Annotated in this window: 12 protein-coding genes and 1 tRNA gene; 12 read left to right on the forward strand and 1 reads right to left on the reverse strand. The window is 72.3% G+C overall.

The window, feature by feature from the left end; all coding sequences use genetic code 11:
* Window positions 1-183: 183 nt before the first annotated feature.
* Together ACZ3I3_RS26745 and ACZ3I3_RS26750 are read left to right on the forward strand one after the other, a co-directional pair.
* Window positions 184-1,551 carry a S8 family serine peptidase gene (locus ACZ3I3_RS26745; RefSeq protein WP_467369148.1) on the forward strand — a complete coding sequence of 456 codons (1,368 nt, stop codon included), beginning with the start codon at window positions 184-186 and terminating at the stop codon, window positions 1,549-1,551.
* Between the two features lie 25 nt (window positions 1,552-1,576).
* Complete coding sequence (locus ACZ3I3_RS26750) at window positions 1,577-1,843, forward strand: hypothetical protein (RefSeq protein ID WP_467369150.1); 267 nt, start codon at window positions 1,577-1,579, stop codon at window positions 1,841-1,843.
* 98 nt (window positions 1,844-1,941) lie between these two features.
* Here the strand turns inward: ACZ3I3_RS26750 and ACZ3I3_RS26755 are convergent.
* A tRNA-Arg gene (locus ACZ3I3_RS26755) sits at window positions 1,942-2,014 on the reverse strand.
* A 320-nt stretch (window positions 2,015-2,334) separates the two neighbouring features.
* Between ACZ3I3_RS26755 and ACZ3I3_RS26760 the strand changes: the two genes are divergently transcribed.
* The 10 genes from ACZ3I3_RS26760 to ACZ3I3_RS26805 all read left to right on the forward strand — a co-directional run bounded on the left by ACZ3I3_RS26760 (window position 2,335) and on the right by ACZ3I3_RS26805 (window position 16,691).
* Window positions 2,335-3,942 carry a dynamin family protein gene (locus ACZ3I3_RS26760; RefSeq protein WP_467369152.1) on the forward strand — a complete coding sequence of 536 codons (1,608 nt, stop codon included), beginning with the start codon at window positions 2,335-2,337 and terminating at the stop codon, window positions 3,940-3,942.
* A gap of 165 nt (window positions 3,943-4,107) precedes the next feature.
* Window positions 4,108-5,856 (forward strand): YfjP family GTPase, encoded by a 1,749-nt coding sequence (locus ACZ3I3_RS26765; RefSeq protein ID WP_467369319.1) that lies wholly within the window; start codon window positions 4,108-4,110, stop codon window positions 5,854-5,856.
* A 240-nt stretch (window positions 5,857-6,096) separates the two neighbouring features.
* On the forward strand, window positions 6,097-6,573 hold the full coding sequence (locus ACZ3I3_RS26770; protein WP_467369154.1) for a single-stranded DNA-binding protein: 477 nt from the start codon (window positions 6,097-6,099) through the stop codon (window positions 6,571-6,573).
* Window positions 6,574-6,852: 279 nt separating this feature from the next.
* A complete protein-coding gene (locus ACZ3I3_RS26775; RefSeq protein WP_467369156.1) occupies window positions 6,853-8,262 on the forward strand; it encodes a Cys-Gln thioester bond-forming surface protein in 1,410 nt (469 codons plus the stop codon).
* Window positions 8,263-8,403: 141 nt separating this feature from the next.
* A complete protein-coding gene (locus tag ACZ3I3_RS26780; protein ID WP_467369158.1) occupies window positions 8,404-8,571 on the forward strand; it encodes a GNAT family N-acetyltransferase in 168 nt (55 codons plus the stop codon).
* 148 nt (window positions 8,572-8,719) lie between these two features.
* On the forward strand, window positions 8,720-10,186 hold the full coding sequence (locus ACZ3I3_RS26785; protein WP_467369160.1) for a hypothetical protein: 1,467 nt from the start codon (window positions 8,720-8,722) through the stop codon (window positions 10,184-10,186).
* Between the two features lie 29 nt (window positions 10,187-10,215).
* Window positions 10,216-11,244 carry a glutamate ABC transporter substrate-binding protein gene (locus tag ACZ3I3_RS26790; protein WP_467369162.1) on the forward strand — a complete coding sequence of 343 codons (1,029 nt, stop codon included), beginning with the start codon at window positions 10,216-10,218 and terminating at the stop codon, window positions 11,242-11,244.
* A 48-nt stretch (window positions 11,245-11,292) separates the two neighbouring features.
* A complete protein-coding gene (locus tag ACZ3I3_RS26795) occupies window positions 11,293-12,627 on the forward strand; it encodes a coiled-coil domain-containing protein (RefSeq protein ID WP_467369164.1) in 1,335 nt (444 codons plus the stop codon).
* Between the two features lie 17 nt (window positions 12,628-12,644).
* Window positions 12,645-15,314 (forward strand): serine/threonine-protein kinase, encoded by a 2,670-nt coding sequence (locus tag ACZ3I3_RS26800; protein WP_467369166.1) that lies wholly within the window; start codon window positions 12,645-12,647, stop codon window positions 15,312-15,314.
* A 3-nt stretch (window positions 15,315-15,317) separates the two neighbouring features.
* Window positions 15,318-16,691, forward strand: a complete 1,374-nt coding sequence (locus ACZ3I3_RS26805) for a PP2C family serine/threonine-protein phosphatase (protein WP_467369168.1) — start codon at window positions 15,318-15,320, stop codon at window positions 16,689-16,691.
* The last annotated feature ends 75 nt before the right edge of the window (window positions 16,692-16,766 follow it).

Below are 16,766 nucleotides of genomic sequence, written 5' to 3' on the forward strand. Positions count from 1 at the left end.
GCATCTGCCCACCGCGCGCTCGGCCTCGGCCTCGGCCTCGGCCGATCCGCCGGTCGAAGGCAGGTCGCAGGGACGCCACCCACCGCCTCTCAACGGCTCCCCACCCAGCCGCACCCTCCGCGAGCCGCCGTGGACGAAACGCCGCTCGCGTGCGCTGGATTCCGTCCCACATCAAGGAGAACCATGCGTGTCCTCATCCAGATGAAGCCTGAACGCGACGTCGTCGAGGCCGTCGCCAATCCTCAGCTCACCGCGACCACTCAGGATGTCGCCGGGTCGATGCCCGGCGTCGAGCTGGACCAGTCGTTCACACCAGTGGCACTGCCCAGGCCGGTGCCGGCCACGGTCGAGGGGGACCCGCTGTCCCTGACCCAGCCGCTCCGGTTCTCCATGCGGCCGGAAGACGCCACCGTCCTGGTCCGTGGAGAGATCCACGACTACGACGCCGCCAGCCGGCTCTCCATGCTGGCCCTCAGCCGCCCGCAGATCGTCGGCATCTCCGCCGACCCGGTCATCCAGTCGTCGCCCACGTGTCCCGGTGACGGACCGGTCGGGAACTGGCAGGACGTGAAGAACCTCCTCGCCGAGCTCGGCGCGGACGACCTGGACGGCAGCGGTATCGCGCTGGCGATCACCGACACCGGCATCAACACCCAGCACCTGAGCAACGAACTGGACCGTCCTGTCACGGTCGACGCGGCACGGAGCTGGAACCCGCCCGGAGTGACCGGCAAGCCGGGCCAGTTCCCGGTCGACCACGGCACCATGTGCGCCTTCGACGCCCTCATCGCCGCACCGAAGGCGACGCTGATCGACGTGCCGGTCCTGCTCTCGCAACAGCAGGGCCCGACGGTCATGAGCGGGCTGCTCTCGGACGCCGTGGCGGCCTACGCCCACCTGTGGAGCGTGCTGGAGACGATGCCCGACGACAAGCGGGCCCTGGTCGTCAGCAACAGCTGGGGTTCTTTCTCGCCCCGGTGGGACTTCCCGCCCAGCCACCCCGGGAACTACTCGGACAACCCCGGCCACCCCTTCAACCTGATGGTGACCGCGCTGGAGAGCGCGGGCGCCGACGTCCTGTTCGCGGCGGGCAACTGCGGCCTGGACTGCCCTGACGGCCGCTGCGAGTTCCCCGACCGGCCCATCGTCGGCGCCAACTCGCACCCGCGTGCGCTGTCCATCGGTGGTGTCGACACCCGGGGCAACCGGGTCGGCTACTCCTCGCAGGGCCCCGGCCGGCTCGATGCCAACAAGCCGGACATCTGCGCGTACACCCACTTCGAGGGCTCACACGCCTTCGGGGCGGGCGAACCGGACTCCGGGACCTCGGCCGCCTGTCCGGTGGCCGCGGGCGTGGTCGCCGCCGTACGCACGCAGTGGTCGGCCAACGTCATCAAGCCGGCCGAGCTCCGCACCCTGCTGCAGAGGACCGCCGACGACCGCGGTGCCGCCGGCTTCGACCACGACTACGGGTTCGGCATCATCAACGCACCGGCGATCATGGATGCGCTCCGCCGCCGCAGCAAGAACGGCCACGGCGTCCGCCGATAGCCGCTTCGCATCGGAGGAGAGACCGATGGCTCCCGACAAGCCAACCAGCCTCATCACGGTCACGCTCCCGTCGGGAGCCACGCTGGAGGACGCCCTGCGTCAGCTCGGCATCGGCCGCGACGCGGTCGACACCGACTACGGACTCGTCGACCTGCACAACGGCACCTACGCCTTGCTCGTCACCGAGGCGGTCGCCCAGCGCGTCCACGGCACTCCCGGTGCCCAGGGGCCGTACGCGAACCCGAAGATCGAACCCTTCGGCCCGCCGCAGCCCCGCCCCGACGAAGACTGAACACGCTCTTGGCGACCTGCGCCGGATGCACCGAGCGCCAGCAGCCCGATGTGCCCTGACCAGCAAAAAGCCCTCCCCAAAGGGAGGGCGGAGACTTGCGCCCCCGGCAGGACTCGAACCTGCGGCCAAGCGCTTAGAAGGCGCCTGCTCTATCCACTGAGCTACGGGGGCCGGTGTGGTGGCCTCTGTCGTGGTGCCCTGGTGTGGGCCGATCCGTGACGTTGCCGGGGACAAGGATAGGGCTCCCGCGTCCTTGTCCCTGTTGCTTCGCCTCCGTGGCTCGATGTGGAGGTTCGGTGAAGCGGTCCTGATAATCGCAGGCAGGTACGAATCGTGCACCGCTTTTGGCGTCAGAGGCATCGGGTGTTGTGCACTCGTTATGCCTCGCGTGGGCCCGCGTCCCACTAGTCCCTTCCGTCCCTTGTGTTCTATCGGCGCGCAGACATGCTCATATGCTTCAGAATTCCCCTAAAATTGGGCATTCTTCGCATGTGGTGACCTTGGACGTACGGCCTCAGCTGCTCGACGCACTCTCCGCCCTGCGCGACCGTGTCGCCGCCGCACGCTTCCCGCTGCCCCTGGCGGGGGCCCCACGCGCGCGTGCCAGCCGCGACGAACTGCTCGCCCAGCTCGACGACTACTTGGTGCCCCGGCTGAGAGACCCCGAAGCGCCACTTCTGGCCGTCGTGGGGGGCTCCACCGGAGCCGGGAAGTCCACGTTGGTGAACTCGCTCGTGGGACGGCGGGTCAGCGAGGCCGGAGTGCTGCGGCCGACGACACGGACCCCCGTACTGGTCTGCCATCCGGAGGATCATCACTGGTTCAGCGGGATGAGGGTGCTGCCCGATCTCACCCGTGTGTGGGTGCCCCAGCAGGACTCCGCGGACGATCTGCTGCTGCCCGGCGAGAACCCCGCGCGCGTGCTGCGCGTCGAGACCGCCGAAACACTGCCGCCCGGCCTCGCCCTCCTCGACGCCCCCGACATCGACTCCCTCGTCTCCGACAACCGCGTCCTGGCCGCCGAGCTCATCTGCGCGGCCGACATCTGGATCATGGTCACCACGGCCGCCCGCTACGCCGACGCCGTGCCCTGGCACATGCTGCGCACCGCCAAGGAGTACGACGTCACCCTCGTCACCGTCCTGGACAGGGTGCCCCACCAGGTGGTCGCCGAGGTGTCGCGGCAGTACGGGGCCCTGCTCACCAAGGCCGGACTCGGGCACGTGCCGCGGTTCACCGTGCCCGAACTGCCCGAGTCGGCCTGGGGTGGCGGGCTCCTGCCGGCCAGCGCCGTGGCCCAGCTGCGCACCTGGCTCATCCACCACGTCCAGGACCCGGCGGCCCGGCAGCAGGTCGTCGCCCGTACCGCGCACGGCGTCCTCGACTCCCTCAAGTCCCGGATGCCCGAGCTGGCCGGCGCCGCCGCCGCACAGTACGCCGCCGCACTGCGGCTCACCTCCGCCGTCGACGGGGCGTACGACAGCGAGCACACGCGCGTGCGGGGCCGGTTGCAGGCCGGGGCGGTGCTCGCGGGAGACGCACTCAAGCGGTGGCGCGCCTTCCCCCTGGACTGCACCGCCGGTGAACTCCTCGACGCGCTCGTGGAGAGCCTGAGCGCGCTGCTGCTGTGCGCCGTCACCGCCGCCGACGAGCGCATCGACGACGCCTGGCGGCGCGAACCCGCGGCGGCCGCCCCCGGGCTCGCCGATCGCGAACCCGCCGCGGAGAGCGCCGAGCACCGGATCGGTCTCGCCGTACGGCGGTGGCGGCGGGAGTTGGAGGAGTTCGCCGAGGACGAGGTGCGCGAGCTCGACCGGAACCTCTCGCCCGACCCCGAGCTGGTCGCCGCCCTCGTCGCCACCTCCCTGCTGGGCGGCCGGCGGGGACGGATGGCCGGGGAGGGGCTCGCCGAGCGGATCGGCGCCCACGGCGCGCTGCGGTTGCGTGACCGGGCCGGACGGCTGCTCGCCGAGCACGTCGACCGGGTCCTGCACACCGAACGCGAGCGCCGGCTCGCCCCGCTCGACACCCTCGACGTCCACCCCGAGCCCCAGGCCGAACTCATCGCCGCGCTGTCCGTACTGCAGAAGGAGAGGTGACCGGTGACCGCCGTCACTGACCAGGACCACGACGAGCGCGCCGAGCGGCCGGGCGACGCGGACAAGGCAGCAGCCGCCGGGAACCCGTCGGCGAAGGCCCCCCGGAACGCCTCCGGGAACGAGAGCAACGAGAGCAACGAGAGCAGGGACGGCACCCACGCGCGCGTGCCGGACGGCGACTCCACCTCCCGTACGGGCTCCGCAAGCTCCACGGCATCCCCGGGCTCCTGGGACGACGGGCTCATCGCACGGCGGGTCGACGAGACCACCCAAGGACAGCAGTACGCCGTGCTGGACAGCCGCCCCGCCGCCCCGCCGACGGTCACCCCGCTCGTGTACGACGGACTGCTGCGCTCCCGGCTGGAAGCCCTGCGCGAACTCGTGGGGCTCTCCCGCACCCGGCTCGACAGCCGGACGCTGGCGGAGGCAGGCCGGGTGCTCGACGAGGCGTCCGCCCGGCGCAGGCTCTCCGGGCAGCACACCGTCGTCGCCATCGCGGGCGCCACGGGCAGCGGCAAGTCCCAGCTGTTCAACGCGCTTGCCGGAGTGGCCATCTCGGAGACGGGAGTACGCCGTCCCACCACCGCCGCGCCCATCGCGTGCAGCTGGAGCGACGGGGCCGCGAGCCTCATCGAGCGGCTCGGCATCCCGCCCCGGCTGCGCCGCCGTCCGCTGCCGACCGGGGACGCGGAGTCCCAGCTGCGCGGACTCGTCCTCATCGACCTGCCCGACCACGACTCCGCGGCCGTACAGCACCGCGAGCACGTGGACCGCATCCTGGCGCTCGTCGACGCGGTCATCTGGGTCGTCGACCCCGAGAAGTACGCCGACGCCGTCCTCCACGAGCGCTATCTGCGGCCGATGGCGGCCCACGCGGAGGTCATGTTCGTCGTCCTCAACCAGGTCGACCGGCTGCCCGGGGAGGCCGCCGAGCAGGTCCTCGACGATCTGCGCCGGCTCCTCGACGAGGACGGCATCGCCCTCGGGGAGTACGGCGAACCGGGTACGACCGTCCTCGCGCTGTCCGCGCTCACCGGCGACGGCGTCGGTGAACTGCGCGAGGCGCTCGGCCAGTTCGTCGCGGAGCGCACCGCGCCGTCGAGGCGTATCTCGGCCGACGTGGACATCGCGGCGGCCCGGCTGTGGCCCGTCTACGCCACGCGGCGGCGGACCGGGCTCAGCGAACAGGCCCGGGAGGAGTTCGCGGACCGGCTCGCGGACGCGGTGGGCGCCACGGCGGCGGGCGAGGCCGCCGAACGCGCGTGGCTGCGCAACGCCAACCGCGCCTGCGGTACGCCCTGGCTGCGCTTGTGGCGCTGGTACCAGGACCGCGGCGAGCCCGCCACGGGGCGGCTCCCCTCGCGTACGCAGGCCGACGAGGAGGCCACCGCCCGGCAGCGGGTCGAGCAGGCGGTACGGACGGTGGCCGACCGGGCCTCGGCGGGCCTGCCCGCGCCATGGGCGCAGGCGGTGCGCGAGGCGGCCGTCCGCGGCTCCCAGGGGCTGCCCGAGGCGCTGGACGAGCTGAGTGTGCGCGCGGGAGTGCCGACGGGGCGGCCGCCGCGGCCGGGGTGGTGGCCGGTGGCCGTGCTGTCCCAGGCGTCCATGACGATCCTCCAGTTCCTGGGCGGGCTGTGGCTGGTGGGCCAGATCGTCGGGGTCATGGCGCCGAACCTGGGCGTGCCGGTGCTGCTGATGGTGATCGGAATCGTCGGCGGCCCGCTCATCGAGTGGAGCTGCCGGATGGCGGCGCGGGGACCTGCCCGGCGCTACGGGCTGGAGGCGGAACGCCGGTTGCGGGAGGCGGCGGCCGGGTGCGGGAGGGCCAGGGTGCTGGATCCGGTGGCGGCGGAGCTGCTGCGGTACCGGGAGGTTCGGGAGCAGTACGGGAGGGTGGTGGGGGCGGGGACGTGATGCCTCGGAGAGCCGGGAGGGGTGATGGCATCGCCCGCCACCACAACATCGCTGGCCCCACGGCGTCCCTGACCGCCCGGTGTCACCCGTCCGGGTGGCGGCGTTGTCCACAGGCCGGGCGGTGATCCACAGCGCTCAGCGGGCCCGGCCCGGCGGCGGCAGTCTGGCGGACACAGCCGTACGGGACGGGCCCGTACGCGTCGGCCCGGTGTCGCAGGTCGGGCGAGGGAGGGGTTCGCGATGAACGAGACGATGGTCTGCGCGGTCGGCAGGGTGGCGACGCAGCCGGTGTACCGGGAGATGGCGTCCGGCCCGTCGGCGAGGTTCCGGCTGGCGGTGACCGCGCGCTACTGGGACCGCGAGAAGAACATGTGGACCGACGGGCACACCAACTTCTTCACGGTGTGGGCCAACCGCCAGCTCGCCACGAACACGGCGGCGTCGCTGACGGTCGGCGAGCCCGTGATCGTCCAGGGCAGGCTGAAGGTGCGGACCGACGTGCGCGAGGGGCAGAGCTGGACGTCGGCGGACATCGACGCCGTGGCGATCGGGCACGACCTGGCGTGGGGGACCTCGGCGTTCCGCCGCGGAGGCAAGCCGGAGACGGCACCGGCACCGGCGCAGTCGGAGCCCAACTGGGAGACCCCGCAGGAGGGTTCACCGGAACCGGCCGGAGCCTCCGCCCAACAGCCTCCGGAACCCGCTGTATTGACGTGACGTCAATCACCCGCCAGCCTGCCCGAACTGCGGCTTATCGGCGAGTGCGCACCGAAAAATCGGGGGTGGACTTGTCGATAAGCCCTGCTCACAAGGGGTCTTGGCGATAACGATTCCGAGTCGGATCACTCGTCCGACTGCCTCACCGGCGAGCGGCGTCCGCCACGTACCTAGGATGCCGGGCATGGCTCTCGGGGCTCTTGCGGCCCATGAGGCTTGTGATTCTGCAGGTGGGACCGTACCCCCCACATCGACGGGTCCTGCTCGAAGGGGAATTTGGTGTTTGCTTCGTTCTCTGCGGTGTTCGTACGCAGGCGAGGGGCTGCCCGCCTCGGTGCCGCGACGCTCGTGTCCGGGCTCGTCGCCGCGGGTGTGCTGGCCGGTGCCGGTCAGGCGATCGCCGAGGAGACTACGCCGAGTCAGGGCGGAGCGACCGCGACGATAGCCGGGCTGAAGACGTACGGCACCGCGGTGATACACGGCGCCACCGGGGACCAGCAGGTGTCGGCGGGCCTGTTCGAGATGTCCGTCGAGGGCGGCGGCATGCTCCAGACGTACTGCGTCGACCTGCACAACCCGACGCAGCGGGACGCCGAGTACCACGAGACGCCCTGGAGCGGTACGTCCCTGGGCGCCAACAAGGACGCCGGCCGGATCCGCTGGATCCTGCAGAACTCCTACCCGCAGGTGAACGACCTCGCGGCGCTGGCCCGGAAGGCGGGCGTCCGCGGTGCGCTCACCGAACAGGACGCGGCGGCCGGCACGCAGGTGGCGATCTGGCGCTACTCGGACGACGTGGCGGTCGACGCCCTCGACCCGCAGGCCGAACAGCTCGCGGACTACCTGGAGAAGGACGCCCGGAGCCTGCCCGAGCCCCGCGCCTCGCTCACCCTCGACCCGCCGGCGGTCTCCGGCCGGCCGGGGGAGCGGCTGGGCCCGGTGACGGTGCACACCAACGCCGGCAGTGTGACGGTGAGCCCGCCCGCGGACGCCGCCACGAGCGGGGTCCGGATCGTCGACGAGCAGGGCAAGGCCATCACCTCCACGTCCGACGGCGGACAGGTGTTCTTCGAGGTGCCCGAGGAGGCAGCGGCCGGCACGGCGGAACTGACCGTGCAGGCCTCGACGACGGTGCCGGTCGGCCGTGCCTTCGCCTCCGAGAGCCGGAGCCAGACGCAGATCCTGGCCGGTTCCAGCGAGTCGACGGTGTCGGCGACGGCGGCCGCGACCTGGGCGAAGACGGGCGCGATCCCGGCGCTGTCGGCGGCGAAGAACTGCGCCGAGGGCGGCGTGGACATCATCGCGTCCAACAAGGGCGACGAGCCGTTCACCTTCGAACTGGCGGGCCTCGAGCACACCATCGCCGCGGGCGAGTCCCGCACGGTGACGGTTCCGCTCCAGGAGGACCAGGCGTACGACTTCACGATCCACGGCCCTGGCGGCTTCACCCAGCGCTTCACCGGCATGCTGGACTGCCAGGTCCAGGGCAGCGGGACGGGCACGGCCACGCAGACCCTCAGTGAACCGAGCCCGGCCTCGGTGGGCGGCACGGCGACGGACACCAACCTCGCCGAAACCGGCAGCTCGGGCGTCACGCCCCTCATCGCCGGCATAGCCATCGCCCTGGTCCTGATCGGGGGAACGACCCTGATCGTGCTCCGCCGCAGGGAGACTCCGACGGGGGACTGACGCTCACGTTCCGCTGACGTTCACGCTCCGCTGAAGGCCACGTTCCGGGCAGGTCCTGCTTCTAGGCTCAGCGCATGAAGATCACGGTGCGGGCGGCGGCCGAGGCGGATCTGGCAGCGCTGCTGGTCCTCTACGGCGAACTTGCGGGGCGTCGGGCGCCGGCTCATGGAGTCGGCCGTGCGGCTGGGGGAGTCGGCCGGCTGCTACAAGGTGCAGTTGCTCGCAGCGGACGACGAGTACGTCCACCGCTTCTACGCGGCGTGCGGCTTCGCGGCGGCGGCGCAAGGGTTTCGCCGCTACGTGGAGTAGCCGCGCGCATGCCCGGCGGGAACCGAACCGATCCGCCCGACGTGTATCTGGGCAAGGGGTGGTGCCTCGCGCTGCGATCAGATCAAGATCGAGGCAAGGGCGGTGCGGATGTCAGTGCCGGAAGGGATACTTGCGGCGACGGATGACCATGGGGGAGGTCACAGTGACACACCTGCCGACGAGCAGCACACCACCAACAGGCCCGGGCCTGCCCACCCTCCCGGCGGTACCGGCCCAGCGGGCACCCGCGCCGCCTACGCAACCGCCGCAAGGACCGCACGGCGGCAGGGAGCCCCAGCCCCGCCGCACCGCCTTCGCCGAGGGGCTGGACCGACTCCGCGCCGCCGCCGTCACGGAGCCCGGCCGCCTCCGTATCATCGGCGCCCTCCTCGCGCTTCTCGTCGTCGCCTTCGGCGCCGTCACCGCCTGGCAGATGACCGACCGCGCGGCGGCGGCTGACGACGTCCTCACCAGCAGTCAGCCCCTCAGTTCGGACGCGGCCGACATCTACCGCTCCCTCGCGGACGCCAACACCGCCGCCTCCAGCGGCTTCCTCGCCGGCGGCCAGGAGACGGCCGCCTCCCGCGACCGCTACGAGAAGGACATCCGCACGGCCGCGGAGAAACTCGTCAACGCCGCCGCCAACTCGGACCCGGACTCCCCGTCCGCGGCGACCATCGCCAAGCTCAACAAACTCCTCCCGGAGTACAAGGGCCTGGTCGAGCGCGCCCGCACCTACAACCGCCAGGGCTTCCCGGTCGGCGGCGCCTACCTCCGCTACGCCAACGAGAAGATGCAGGAGCAGATGCTCCCGGCGGCGGAGGATCTGTACACGAAGGAGAACCAGCGCCTGCGCGCGGACTACGCGGACGCCACGCCCTACCCCTGGGCCGCCATCGCGCTCGGCATCGCCGCCCTGTCCGCCCTCGCCTGGGCCCAGCACCGCAACTACCAGCGCACGAACCGCGTCCTGAACCAGGGCCTGGTCGCCGCCACGGCCACCGCGACCGTGGTCCTCCTCTGGCTGGTCGTCGGCCACAGCGTCGCCCGCGCGGGACTCAACGACTCCTACGAGCACGGCGTCCGTTCCCTGAACGTGCTGCACGACGCCCGTATCGCCTCCCTCAAGGCACGGGGCAACGAGAACCTGACCCTGGTGGCCCGCGGCGCCGAGACGAAGAAGGTCGGCGACGAGACCTACGACGCCTACGACTACGACTTCCGCACGGACATCGACGCCCTGGGCAAGCACCTGGCGGCCGCCGGGAAGCTCGCCGACGACGCGTCGGGCGAAAACCCCGTCACGGCTGCCGTGGGCAACATGGCGGAGTGGAAGAAGCGCCACACCGCGGCCCGGGAGCAGGACGAGAACGGCAACTACCAGCAGGCGCTGGACAAGGTCGTCGGCACCGGCAAGACAACCGGCGAGTGCTTCGACAGCGTCGACGAGAACCTGCGCAGGGCACTCGCGCACGAGGAAACCGAGTTCAAGCGCGCGGCCGACGACGGCCGGGACGCCCTGACGGGCCTGTCGGCGGGCGCGGCGGTCCTCGCGGTGCTCGGCGCCGCCGGCGCGGTGCTCGGCATCGGCCGCAGGCTGTCGGAGTACCGATGAACGGGACACGGGTGAAAGGGGGCGCGACCATGCGAGCACGACGTCTGCGGGCCAGTCTGAAGGGCTGGGGCGGGGTGGCCGCGATGGCGGTCGTCTGCGCCCTGGTGGCGGTCTTCGCCCTGTACGTCCCGCTGTCCGGACCGAGGAGCGTGGACGACCAGGCCGTCGCCCAGTCGGCCACGATCAAGGCCGAAGAGGACTGCGAGGACCCCGAGAAGCAGACCCTGCCGCCCTCCTCCGCCGACGGCGACACCATCCAGAAGATCAAGAACCGCCAGGGCGGGAAGCGCAAGCTGGTCGTCGGCGTCGACCAGAACAGCTACCGCTGGGGCTACCGCGACCCCAACAGCGGCAAGCGCGGGGAGCTGGAGGGCTTCGACATCGACCTGGTCCACCGCATCGCCGAGGACATACTCGGCGACCGGAACGCGGTCCAGTTCAAGGCGATCCCCACCAACGAGCGCATCCCGGCGATCAGGGACGGCCGCGTGGACATGGTCGTCCGCACGATGACGATCAACTGCGAGCGCATCGGCGAGGTCGCCTTCTCCGCGCCGTACTTCAAGACGGGACAGCAGGTCCTGGCCCCCAAGTCCTCGCCCGTCAAGGGCTACGACGGCACGCTCGCCGGCAAGCGGATCTGCACGGCCGCGGGCTCCACGGCGTACTCCACGCTGGAAGCGGACAAGAAGAGCGGCGAACTCCCCGCCACCACCGACATCTCCAAGACCGTCCCGAACCAACTCGACTGCCTGGTCAGGCTCCAGCTCGGCGAGGCCGACGCGGTGGTCACCGACGGCGCGCTCGCCGCGAGCCAGGCGGCACAGGATCCGACGGTCGAGCTCAAGGGGGATCCCTTCACTGCCGAGTACTACGGCGTGGCCATGAAGGAGGACGCCCACGATCTGGTACGCCGGGTCAACCAGATCCTGGTGGACTACCGCAAGGACACCGCGACCGGCTGGCAGGCGTCGTACGGCAAATGGCTGTCGGCGACACTGGGCAAGAATCCGGAGAAGTCGGAACCACCGGCACCGCAATACCTGCGCACGACCTGACAACCGCACCGACCCCCGGGCCGGCACAACCGCAGCGAGAGGTGATCGATGGGCGTCACGGGATCCACCGGGCCGGTGATGGACCGGGACGAGGTGGACCGTGCGCTGGCGCGGCTCGGCGCGGAGCACGAGGCGATCGAGACCTCGCTCCTCGCCCTCCAGGACCACGCGGGCCGCAGACTCCTGGAGGGCGCCGAGCTCACCGGCGTCACCCAGGAACGCTGGACGTCCACCGAGGCGTCGATCACGCTGCTGTGGACGTACTTCGACGCGTACACGGCCGCCTTGCGCACCGCCCGGGAGATCCGGGCCCGCCGCCGCTGGTCCAGCCGCGAGGACCTAGTGGAGCTGACCGAGCTGCTGAACGGCGACTCGGTCACGGTCGCGGGCAGCGCCACGGCGACGGCCAACGCCCCGACCCTGCACGGCACGGGGAACAAACTCAGCGAACGCTACTCGCTGGCCACCCTCGTCGACCGGATGAACGAGCTGTACGCGACGAGCCTGGACATGGTCGTCGCGGCCGACGCGGTCTGGTCGGCGCTGCCGGCCCGGATCGACCTGCTGGCGGCCGAGCTCCAGCGCACCCGCAGGCTCGCACACTCGGTCGGCGTGCGCCCCGGCGAGCACCCGGCGGGTGACGACCTGGAGCGCATCACCCGCACGCTCACGAAACTGCGCGAGCAGGTCGTGTCGGACCCGCTGGCGTTCTGGCAGGCCGCGGAGGGCAGTTCGGCCCCGGGCGGCGGCAGGCCGGACACGACGGTGTACGACCGGGAGGCACGCGCCCTGGAGGACGTACGCCGGGAGATCGACGCGGTCCTGACGGTGCGGCAGGACGCCGAGAAACGGATCGTCAGACTGCGCGACGTCCTCAGCCGCGCGGACCGTACGCTCGCCGAGGCGCGCACCGCCCGCGGCGAGGTCCTCGCGAAGATCGCCGCGACGGAGGTGCCGGTCGTCAGCGGACCGCCGACCGCGTTGCAGGAGCAGCTGGCGGCGGCCGCGGAGTACCGCAGACAGGCCCAGTGGCACCGCCTGTCCCCGCTCCTGGAGTCGTTGGAGGAGAAGGCGGAGGACGAACTGCTGCGCGCCCGAGAGTCGTTGACCGCGGTCACCGCACCCCTGGCGGTCCGTGCCGAACTGCGCGGCCGGCTCGACGCGTACAAGGCGAAGGTCGCCCGGCACGGCTTCGCCGAGGACACGCTGCTGGTGGAGCGGTACGAGAAGGCCCGCCGCATGCTGTGGAGCGCCCCCTGCGACCTGCGCGCCGCCGAACAGGCCGTGCTGCGCTACCAGCAGGCAGCGGCGGAACTGCTCGGCGGCCCGCGGGTGCCGGACCAGGGCGTGCCGGAGGACGACCGGAGGGGGCCGGGCGCATGAGCGACAAGGGGGAGTCCGTGAGTCAGGCACCGAACGAACCACCCAACGAACCGCCGAGCCCGTCACCGGGCCAAGCGCCGGGCGGAACACCGGGCGAACCGCAGCGCACCTGCCAGCGCCCCGCCTGCGGCGGCAGCTACGAGGACGTGGGCGGCGGCGAACTGTACTGCGACACCTGCGGCCTCGCCCCGGTCGTCGCCGCGAACGGCATGGTCGGGTCACCCCCCACCGGCATCACAGCCGGCGGCAAGGGCGGCTCACACGGCTCGGGGCGCAGCGGCAGCGCCCGCTCAAGCAGCCGCAGTTCCCGCACGTCGTCCCAGTCGTCGAAGTCCCGCCGCTCGGTGTCGGGACGCCTCTCGCGCTCCCTGTCGGGCAAGGCGACGGGCCGCTCGGTGTCGGTGCGCAGCTCCGGCTCCGCCGCCGGTTCCTCGTCCCGGGGCCGGCTGGGCGCGGGACTCGTCCAGGTCCCGCCGATCCCGCGGCCCGACCCGCGCGAAATGGTGCTGGACAACCCCGAAGTGCCCGAGCGGAAGCGGTTCTGCTCGCGCTCCGACTGCGGCGCCCAGGTGGGTCGCGCGCGCGGTGACCGGCCGGGACGTACGGAGGGCTTCTGCACCAAGTGCGGGCACCCGTACTCGTTCGTGCCGAAGCTGAAGGCCGGGGACGTCGTGCACGGCCAGTACGAGGTGGTCGGCTGCCTCGCGCACGGCGGTCTCGGCTGGATCTACCTGGCCGTCGACCGGGCGGTCTCCGACCGCTGGGTGGTCCTCAAGGGCCTGCTGGACACCGGCGACCAGGACGCGATGGCCGCGGCGATCTCCGAGCGGCGCTTCCTCGCGGAGATCGAGCACGCCAACATCGTGCGGATCTACAACTTCGTGGAGCATCTGGACCAGCGCACGGGCTCCCTCGACGGCTACATCGTCATGGAGTACGTCGGCGGCAAGTCCCTGAAGGAGATCGCCAATGCCCGCCGCACGCCGCACGGCAGGCGCGACCCGCTGCCGGTGGAGCAGGCCTGCGCGTACGGCCTGGAGGCCCTGGAGGCGCTCGGTCATCTGCACAGCCGCAACCTGCTGTACTGCGACTTCAAGGTCGACAACGCGATCCAGACCGAGGACCAGCTCAAGCTGATCGACATGGGCGCGGTGCGCAGGATGGACGACGAGGAGTCGGCCATCTACGGCACGGTCGGGTACCAGGCGCCGGAGGTCGCCGAGGCCGGCCCGTCGGTGGCGAGCGACCTCTACACCGTCGCCCGTACGCTCGCGGTCCTCACCTTCGACTTCCAGGGCTATACGAACGTCTACGTCGACTCCCTGCCCGACCCGGACAACATCGAGGTCTTCCGGCAGTACGAGTCGTTCTACCGCCTCCTGGTCCGCGCCACGGACCCCGACCCGGCCCGCCGGTTCGCCTCCGCGCAGGAGATGACCGAGCAGCTGACGGGCGTCCTGCGGGAGGTCGTCTCCCTCCAGTCGGGCCGCGCCCGGCCCGCCCTGTCCACGCTGTTCGGGCCCGAGCTGCGGGTCACGGACACGGTGTTGTTCCCGAAGCTGGACGGCGAGGTGTCCCGGCTGGGGGCGAGGGTGGTGCGGAAGCGGGGCAACTCCGCGACGGCGGCGGCGCTGCCCGCGGTCCCCTCCCAGCCCCATGCCCCCCAGCCGGCCGCCGGGCCCGGAGGAGCCGCGCCAGGGCCGGCCCCCGGCGGGGCGCCTGGCCTGCCCGGCCTCCACGGCCTCGTCAAACCCGTCGACACCCGCGCCGCCGCCCTCGCCCTCCCCGTGCCCCGCGTCGACCCGTCCGACCCCAACGCCGGTTTCCTCGCGGGCCTGATGACCTCCGCCCCGGCCGAGCTGCTCGGTGCCCTCGCGGCGGCTCCGGCCCCGTCGATCGAGACGCGGCTGCGGCAGATCCGGGCCTGGCTGGAGACCGGCGATCCGGCCGCCGCGCTGGAGGCGCTGGTCACGCTGGAGGGCGAACGGCCCGACGACTGGCGGGTGGTCTGGTACCGGGGCGTGGCCGCGCTGGTCACGGGGGACGACGAGGGCGCCGCGCTCGCCTTCGACGCGATCTACGACGCCTTCCCCGGTGAGATCGCGCCCAAGCTGGCGCTGGGCCTGTGCGCGGAGGTGCTGGGCCAGCTCGACAACGCCGCCGAGTACTACCGGCTGGTGTGGTCGACCGACCCGAGCTATGTGAGCGCCGCGTTCGGGCTGGCCCGCGTGCAGCTGGCGACCGGGGACCGGCGCAGCGCCGTGCGGACGCTGGAGTCGGTCCCGGAGTCCTCCATCCACTACACGGCCGCGCGCGTGGCCGCCGTCCGGGCGCGGCTGCGGCAGCGCACGGCAACCGCCTCCGACGTACCGTTCCTGGAGGACCTGACGGCCGCCGCGGCGCAGGTCGAGGCCCTGGACGCGTACGGTCTGGACCCGGCGCGCCGGGAGCAGTTGTCGGCCGAAGTCCTCGGTTGCGCGCTGGACTGGGTACTCTCCGGGGGCCAGGGTTCCGCCCCTCCCGCCGCCGGAGGACGGACGCTGCTCGGCAGCGGCCTGGACGAGCGGGGCCTGCGTTTCGGCCTGGAACGCTCGTATCGCACGCTGGCCCGACTGGCGCGCGGCGGCGAGGAGAGGATCGACCTGGTGGAACGTGCCAATCGTTACCGCCCCCGGACGTGGGTGTAGTTGATGTCGCAGATGCCCCAGTTGTCCGCCTGCCCGAGTTGCGAGGAACCCCTCGAATCGGGTGACCGTTTCTGCGGCGCGTGCGGATACGACCTGTCCGCCGTGCCGGTACGGCCTCAGGACAACCCGACCATCACCATGAACGGCTCGGTGCCCGCGCAGGGCGCTCCGGCCGGTACGTATCCCGAGCCGCCGTCGGTGCCGCCCGCCGGCGCGCCCTGGCCCGGCTCGGGGCCGGACGCACCCCCGCTCCCCGGGGCCCCGCCGGCCGCGGAGGTCCGCTTCGACCATCCGCCCCAGGCCGGGGGGCACGCCGCCCCGCCCGGCGGCTACGCCCCGCAGCCGGAGGGATATCCGGCACAGTCCGAGACCTATCAGGCACAGCAGCCCGACGAGTACCTCCTCCAGGCACCGGACCCACGGGTGTCCGCCGACCCGGCGGCCCAGGCCGCGGGCGCCGGCGGCAAGGTCTGCGTGGCCTGCCGGGCCGGCCGCGTGGACGACGACGGCTACTGCGAGAACTGCGGCCACGCCCAGCCGCGCGAACGGGACCACATGGAGCAGGAGTCCGGCCCGGTGGCCGCGGTCAGCGACCGTGGCCTGCGCCACCACCGCAACGAGGACGCGTTCGCCATCGGCAGCACCGCCCTGCCGGACGGCTCACCCGCCTCCGTGGCGATCGTCTGCGACGGCGTCTCCTCGGCGACCCGCCCCGACGACGCCTCGATGGCGGCGTCGAAGGCGGCGAGCGAGTCACTGCTGGACGCCCTGCCACGGGGCACGCACCCGCAGCAGGCGATGCACGACGCGATCATCGCGGCCTCGCGCGCGGTCAACTCGCTCGCCGCCGAACCCGCCACGGCCCGCGAACACGCCCCGCACCAGAACGCGCCCGCGTGCACCATCGTCGGCACCGTGGTCACCTCCGGCCTGCTGATCGTCGGCTGGGTCGGTGACAGCCGCGCCTACTGGGTCCCGGTCGACCGGAGCGCACCCCCCGCCCGGCTCACCGAGGACGACTCCTGGGCCGCGCAGATGGTCGCCGCCGGCCTGATGAGCGAGGCCGAGGCCTACGCCGACGAGCGCGCCCACGCGATCACCGGCTGGCTCGGCGCCGACGCCTACGAACTGGAGCCGCACACGGCCGCGTTCAAGCCGGACCGGCCGGGCGTGGTGGTGGTCTGCACGGACGGCCTGTGGAACTACGCGGAGGCGGCCGACGAAATGGCCCGGGTCGTCCCGCTCGACGCCGCCGCGCAACCGCTGCACAGCGCCCGGGTGCTCGTCGGTCACGCCCTGGACGGCGGGGGCCACGACAACGTAACAGTGGCCCTCGTGCCGTTCCCGGCCGTCTCCCAGGGGGCAGGATCGGCCTGAGGCCGCTTCACGGGGACGCCTCAGCGGACCGGAGGGGACCGGTCCGCATACCGTCATCACCCCGCTCCGGCGGGG

Source organism: Streptomyces sp. NPDC016851 (assembly GCF_055562795.1).

What these genes read in the sequence shown, in the direction of transcription:
- ACZ3I3_RS26745 (WP_467369148.1), top strand. Translation starts at nt 184, where the DNA reads ATGCGTGTCCTCATCCAGATGAAGCCTGAACGCGACGTCGTCGAGGCC.
- ACZ3I3_RS26785 (WP_467369160.1), top strand. Translation starts at nt 8,720, where the DNA reads ATGGGGGAGGTCACAGTGACACACCTGCCGACGAGCAGCACACCACCA.
- ACZ3I3_RS26805 (WP_467369168.1), top strand. Translation starts at nt 15,318, where the DNA reads ATGTCGCAGATGCCCCAGTTGTCCGCCTGCCCGAGTTGCGAGGAACCC.
- ACZ3I3_RS26795 (WP_467369164.1), top strand. Translation starts at nt 11,293, where the DNA reads ATGGGCGTCACGGGATCCACCGGGCCGGTGATGGACCGGGACGAGGTG.
- ACZ3I3_RS26750 (WP_467369150.1), top strand. Translation starts at nt 1,577, where the DNA reads ATGGCTCCCGACAAGCCAACCAGCCTCATCACGGTCACGCTCCCGTCG.
- ACZ3I3_RS26770 (WP_467369154.1), top strand. Translation starts at nt 6,097, where the DNA reads ATGAACGAGACGATGGTCTGCGCGGTCGGCAGGGTGGCGACGCAGCCG.
- ACZ3I3_RS26790 (WP_467369162.1), top strand. Translation starts at nt 10,216, where the DNA reads ATGCGAGCACGACGTCTGCGGGCCAGTCTGAAGGGCTGGGGCGGGGTG.